This window comes from Corallococcus sp. CA053C, from assembly GCF_003611675.1.
Taxonomy (GTDB): domain Bacteria; phylum Myxococcota; class Myxococcia; order Myxococcales; family Myxococcaceae; genus Corallococcus.
This window is the reverse complement of record NZ_RAWA01000498.1, coordinates 1-6,331: the sequence shown is the minus strand read 5'-3', so window position 1 is coordinate 6,331 and position 6,331 is coordinate 1. Positions and strand designations below refer to the sequence as shown.

3 protein-coding genes are annotated in these 6,331 nt (G+C 73.1%); 2 read left to right on the top strand and 1 reads right to left on the bottom strand.

Features of this window, described 5'->3' with window-relative positions; translation table 11 throughout:
• Positions 1-109: 109 nt before the first annotated feature.
• On the top strand, positions 110-2,350 hold the full coding sequence (locus D7V97_RS38365; protein WP_120615547.1) for a hypothetical protein: 2,241 nt from the start codon (positions 110-112) through the stop codon (positions 2,348-2,350).
• Between the two features lie 8 nt (positions 2,351-2,358).
• On the opposite strand, the gene D7V97_RS38360 is transcribed toward D7V97_RS38365, so the two are convergent.
• The gene (locus D7V97_RS38360) at positions 2,359-5,505 is read right to left on the bottom strand and encodes an ABC transporter substrate-binding protein (protein WP_120615546.1); all 3,147 of its coding nucleotides are present in this window, start codon (positions 5,503-5,505) and stop codon (positions 2,359-2,361) included.
• Between the two features lie 65 nt (positions 5,506-5,570).
• Between D7V97_RS38360 and D7V97_RS38355 the strand changes: the two genes are divergently transcribed.
• Positions 5,571-6,331 (top strand): hypothetical protein (locus tag D7V97_RS38355; RefSeq protein WP_120615545.1); only part of this gene is annotated, 761 nt, incomplete at its 3' end.

Here is a 6,331-nt window from a genome sequence, read left to right as displayed (position 1 = left end):
GGCGTGAGTCCGCCGTGGAGCCGTAGGGGGCCCCCGGAACTGTAAGGGGTCGACCGGGCGGGTAGGGACGCACGTTGCGCGGGCCCTGTGGGCGCGGTTGAGTCGGGGCATGCTCCGTGCTCGTGCTCCCTGGTGGCTCCTGGCGCTGCTCGTCTTCAGTGGATGCCACTGTGGAGACGGCCCCAACGTGGGCAACGCGACCGCCAGCTTCCGGCCGCAGGAGACGGTGGTGGACTTCGGCCGGGTGCTGGAGGGCACCCAGGTGCGCCGCTCGCTGACGCTGGTGGCGACGGGCCGCGCGGGCGTGCAGGTGGAGGCGGCGGCGCAGAGCCCCTTCTTCGTGGTCGTGTCGCAGATTGTGGTGCCGGGCAGCGGCACGGGCACGGTGGACATCCTGTTCAGCGCGGGCAGCGCGCCCGTGGAGGGCGAGCTGGTGCTCACCGCGGGTCGCACCACCGCCACCGTGAAGCTCACCGGTGTGGGCGTGCGTCCGCTGGCGTGCGTGCCGCTGGGCGAGTGCCGCGAGTCGCGCTTCGACCTGGAGTCAGGCCAGTGCATTGAAACTCCGCAGGGTGACGGCGCCGCGTGCATCCCGAGCAGCCGCTGCCAGCAGGACGGCCACTGCCAGGCGGGTGTCTGCGTGGGGCAGCCGCGCACGTGCGATGACGACAACCCGTGCACGGTGGACAGCTGCTCACCGACGCAGGGCTGCGTGAGGGCGGACGTCGTGTGTCCCGAGCCGCGCGACCCGTGCAAGGTGGGCGTGTGCGACCGCAACGAGGGATGCAAGGTGGTGGACGCGGCCAACTACACTTCGTGCGGCGCGGTGGACTGCAAGGAGGCGAAGGTCTGTCTGCTGGGCACGTGCCGGACGGTGACGCCGCCGGACGGCTTCGTCTGCGCCCCCGCGACCCCGTGCCAGGGCGAGGGCACGTGCAGCGCGGGGGAGTGCATGCGGCCGGACGCAGGCGACCTGGAGCCGCTCTTCACCGCGGAGCTGGGAGGCGAGCCCGTCGCGGAGGAGGGTGGGCCGGTGGTGCTGGCGGACGACGGAACGGTCTACGCGTCGGTGTGCGGAGGGGACGCGGGCTGCAGGCTCGCCGCGTACACGGAAGGTGGGTTCCTGCGCTACGAATCGCCCTATGACGACGGGGGCGTGAGGACGTTGCTCGCGGCTTCGGATGCGGGCGTGGTGGTGCTCGCGCCGGAGGCCCTGGAGGCGTATGCGCCCCGAGGCGTGGGGGAACTGCGGTGGCGCACGTCGCTGGCGCTCGGTGATGCGGCGCTGGATGGAGGGGTTCCGGAGGGCGTGCCCGGTACGGGCGTAGGCCGCGTGGCGCTCACGACGGAAGGGGACGTGCTCACGCACGTCACGTGGTGGAGCGAAGCGGATCCGGACGCGGGCACGGCGAGGGAGCCCCTGCGCTCCAGGCTCGTGTTGTTGAGTGCGGATGCGGGAGTGCTGCTGGCCGCGAGCGCGGAGGAGGACGGTGGCGGTGCGGCGAGGCTCGCCGTGGATGATGCGCGCGGTGCGTATCTCTACACGCCGTGGGATGGACGGCTGGCCTTCACGTCGTGGATGGCAGCACCTGTCGATGCTGGCGTCGGGATGCAGCGCGATGGGCTCACGCCGCACTCCGGCTTCGCCTCAGGACCCGCCTTCGGTCCCACCGCGCTCGCGGACGGCGGTGTCGCCTCGCTGCTCCTCGAACCTCTCGATGCCGGTGTGCCGGGAGGCGCGCCGTCACTGGCGCTCGCTTCGGGACGGCTGCTCGCGGGCGCGCGGGCCTTCGTGGACACGGATGGGGGCGTGCCCGTGGCACTGGACTGGGACGCCGGCGTGCGCACGCTGTCGCCCCTCGCCGAGCCCGTGCTGGTGACACCGGGCGGCTCCGTCGGTCACGCGTTCGCGCTCGTGTGTGACCGCACGGACGGCACCGCGTGCCCCGTCGAAGAGCTGCGCACCGTGCTCCGCTCGTTCAGCTTCGACGACGGCCACGTCCTCTACGAGGTGGACGTGCTGCCTTCGCCCGTGCTGCCGGGCACCTTCCACGAAGCCGCGCTGCTGGAGCGGGGCTCGCTGGGCGTGCTCGCCGACGCGCAGCTTCCGAATGGCGACCGGCAGGCCTGGTTGGAGTGGTTCACCGCCGGCCAGAAGGTCGGCATGTGCTCCCTGCGGGGCCGCGTCCAGGTCGCTGGCGCGGTGTTCAGCGGCGAGGTGATGCACGTGGTGCTGCGCCGCGATGGGGTCTGGGTCCTGGAGTCCTACGCCGTGGGCCAGCGCACGGAAGCTCGCGGCTGGCCCGTGCGCCACGGCAGCCCGTCGGGAGCGCGCCGGGCGGCGCCGTAGCGGCGGCTTCAGCCGTTCGCGGACGGATCCACCCAGAGGTCCTCGAAGCGCACCTGGGGCGGCGTCTGGTGCAGCCGCAGGTTCTGCACCGACGCCACCGCCGCCGCATGCGTGCGGTCGTGGTACAGCGGGATGAGCGGGCAGTCCTCGCGCGCCAGCATCTCCGCGCGCCGGTACAGCTGCGAGCGCAGCTCCGGGTCGATGGACACACGCGCCTCGGCGGTGAGCCGGTCCAGCTCCGGGTTGCGGTAGCCCAGCGGGTACACCGTCTGCGCGTTGGAGTTGAGCAGGAAGTGCAGGAACACGTCCGGATCCGGGAAGTCCGCCAGCCACTGCGTGCGGAACGCCGGAATCTTCCCCTCGCGCAGCCGCGGCACGTACTCCTCCGCGTTCATCTGCACGTGCCGCAGCTCCAGCAGCCCCGCCTGGACCAACGGGCGGAAGAGCACCGCGTCCTCCGCGGACGTGTCGCGGCCCACCGAGTGGTGCAGGGTGAGCTGCAACCGCCGCACGCCCGCCTCGCGCAGCAGGCGCTCCGCCAGCGCGAGGTCCGTCGCGGGCAGCGGGCCCAGCTCCGCGCCGTCCAGCAGCTCCGGCGGAGTGAACGTGCGCGCCACCCGCGCCCCCGGATGGAACTGCTCCACCATGCCGGTGATGTCCATGCCCGCGCGCAGGGCCCGGCGCACGCGCACGTCGTTGTAGGGCGCCTCGTTCAGGTTGAGGCCCAGGAAGGCCGTGGAGGGCGTGGTGCTGGCCACCAGCTGGTGCACCTCCAGCCCCTTGGCCTCCGTCTGCACGGTGGGCAGGAAGGACACGAGGTCCAGCTGTCCCTCCAACAGCCGGCGCACCGCCTGGTCGCGCGACTCCAGCAGGTGGAACTCCAGCCGGTCCAGGAGCGGAATCCCGCCGCGCCAGTAGCCCGGATTGCGCTCCAGCACCACGCGGTCCGGCTCCAGCCCGACGACGCGGAAGGGGCCCGTACCCACCAGCTTCCCCGCGCCGTCCACCTTCGCCACCGCGGTGGCCGTGAGCGCCATCAGCTGGAGGAAGAACGCCTTTGGCTCGCGCAGGCGGATCTCCAGCGTGCCCTCGTCCAGCACCTCGATGCCCGTCACCTCGCGCGCGAGGCCGCTGGAGTACTCCGGCGCGCCCTCCACGTCCTCCAGCAGGCTGCGGTCCGGCGAGCGCACCGCCGGATCCATCAACCGCTCCAGGTGGTGCTTCACGTCCACGGCGGTGAGCATCGCGCCGTCGTGGAAGGTGATGCCCCGGCGCAGGTAGAAGCGGTAGCGGCGCGCGGACGGGTCGGCGTCCCAGCGCTCGGCCACGTCGGGCACCAGCATGCCGTCCTCCAGCCGCACGAGGCCGGAGAAGACGCACGCGGACAGCTCCGCCATCTGGTTCTCCACGCTGAACAGCGGATCCACCGCCTGCCGGTTGCGCAGCGACGCCGCCTGGTGGAGCCCCACGCGCAGCGCGCCGCCCGGCCGGGCCTGCGGGAGCTGGAAGCGGAACACCTCCGCCTCCAGGCTCGTCGTCTCGTGGCGGAGCTGATCCACCGTGCGATCCAACCCGTCGCCAATGCGGATGACCCGGCGCGCGTCCTCGCGCACCTGCGCCACCTCCTCGCGGATGGACGCGTCACCCCGGGTGAGCACCAGGTGGGCCTGCCGCAGCTCTTCCAGCGCGGCGCTCAGGCGCATCACGGCCTCGGACAGGTCGCGGCCGGTGCGCGCCTGGGCCTCCGCCTTCTGCGCGGCGCTCTGGCCCACGCGCGTCATCTCCTGCATCTGGCGCACGAGGTCGCGCGCGTTGGCGGACTGCTCGATGGCCATGCGCGTGATGTCTTCCACGCGGCGGGCCACGCGCTGGCTCGCCTCCACGACGCTGGCGCCCTGCGCCTCCAGCCGCTGCGTCTCCGCGACGGTGGCCTCCACGGCGGCGAAGGTGCGCTGGGTGATGCTGCGGATCTCCCCCAGGGCCTCGGCGGCGCGGTCGCCCAGGGCCACGCCCGCGGTGGCCTGCTCGCGGCCCTCCTGCACCAGCGCCACGGCGGTCTCCACCGCGTCGCGGATGCCCGTCACCATGGTGCCAATCTCGCGCGTGGAGCGCGTGGTGCGCTCGGCGAGGCTGCGGATTTCGTTGGCCACCACGCCGAAGGGACGGCCGTGCTCGCCCGCCTGCGCGGCGATGATGGCGGCGTTGAGGGCCAGGAGATTCGTCTGGTCGGCGATCTCCTGGATGACGTCCACGATGCGGCCAATCTCCATCGACCGCGTGCCGAGCATCTCCATCAGCTCGGCCGCCTTGCGCACCGTCTCCTCCACCCGGTACATGCCCTGCACGCTGTCGCCCACCAGCGTCTCGCCGCGGTGGGCGGTGGCCGTCACCGCGAGCGCCATGCTGTTGGTGTCCGTGGCGCGGCGGCGCACGGCGTCGATGCCGCCCTCCACCTGCGCGACGAAGTCCGTGGCCTCGCTGGCGAAGTGGCCCAGCTCGTCACCCGACGTGGCGATCTGCCCCAGCCGCTCCGTCATCGCCTGGATGAGCCCGCTGGTGCGCTGGCTGAAGTCGTTGACGGTGGTGAGGCCGTCCACCACCTGGTGCAGCCGCTCCGTCATCTCCAGCAGCGCGCCCGTTGTCTCGTGGGCGAAGGTCTCGATGTGCTGCACGCGCTTCACGGCCGTCTGGAGGCTGGTGCCGTTGCCCGCGACGGCGCTGAGCGTGCGCTCCACCGCGCCGCCCTGCCGGCGCGCGGCCTCCAGCAGCACGCGGGCCTGGTCGCTCACGCCGTTGCCGGTGCGGTGCAGGTTGCTCGTCACGCGCTGCACCTGGGACATGGCGCGGCGCAGGGAGAGCACCAGCCGGCGCAGGTCCTCCTGCCCCTCGAAGCCCTGGTGGATGGGCGTGGTGAGGTCGCCCTCGGCCAGCCGCGCCATCAGGTCCCGGCGCTCGCGCCGACGCATCGAGGCCCAGCGGAACCACGCAAGGTAGCTGCCCGCGAGCCACAGCAGCGGCACGCCCAGCAGCAGCACCGCCCACCCGGCCGCATTGTCGGGCGCGCCGGTCACCCACCGCAGCAGCAGGCCCAGGATGAGTGCGGAGACCAGGGCCGCCGCCAGCCCGAACGAGAAGAGGTACCGTTTGGCGCCCATGGACGGCCGGCACGCTAACCCGCCTTCTCGCGCCGGTCCTAAATTCGACGCATGCTGGGACGCCCATGAAGGCCCTGCTCGCCGTCGCATTGCTGGCGCTCCCGGTAAACCCCGCCAGCACGGGCACCACGGCCGGGACGCCCGCCCGCTTCGTCTTCGCGTGGCGGGGCGTGCCGGTGGGGACGGTCACCCTGGCGCTGGAGGCGGGGCGCTTCACGTACATCAGCCGGCACCTCCATGTGCGCGAAGGTCGGGCCGGGGAGCGCGTGCGCGAGGTGTCACTGCAGGTCGATGGCACGGGGCGCGTGGTGGGAAGCGACGCGGTGCCGCAAGCGCTGTGGCTGTGGAGGAGCCCGCCCCCCGAGGGCTGCGTGAAGGGCCGCGAGGAGCTGTCCGGTGAGGAGGGCCCCCACTGCGTCACGGCCCGAACCCCCGCGAGCGCCGAGGGCACGATGCTGGGCGCCCGCTTCCACGCGACCTACGACGGGCAGGGGAAGCTCCAGGCGTTGGAGGTCGGCGAGTCCCGCTTCACGGCGGCGGCCCCGGGAACGAGGCTGCGCGCGCCCCCGGAGCTCTTCGCGGACGGCGTGCCCGTGGAGGGCGGCACCGAAGGCGCGCTGAGGCTCGTGCCGGGCGAGCAGGCCCCGCGAGCCGTCACCGCGCCGACCCACGAAGCCACGAGCGGCGCGGGAGGCACTCCGAAGCAGCAGGGGGCGTTCCCCCGGGTCCCGGACCGGCTGCCCGGCATGACGGAGTGGACGCCGCGCGCGGCCCGAGCCCTGTCCGGGTCGGTGCACCAGGCCTTCACGGACAAGGGCCCCACGGC

What these genes read in the sequence shown, in the direction of transcription:
- D7V97_RS38360 (WP_120615546.1), bottom strand. Translation starts at nt 5,505, where the DNA reads ATGGGCGCCAAACGGTACCTCTTCTCGTTCGGGCTGGCGGCGGCCCTG.
- D7V97_RS38365 (WP_120615547.1), top strand. Translation starts at nt 110, where the DNA reads ATGCTCCGTGCTCGTGCTCCCTGGTGGCTCCTGGCGCTGCTCGTCTTC.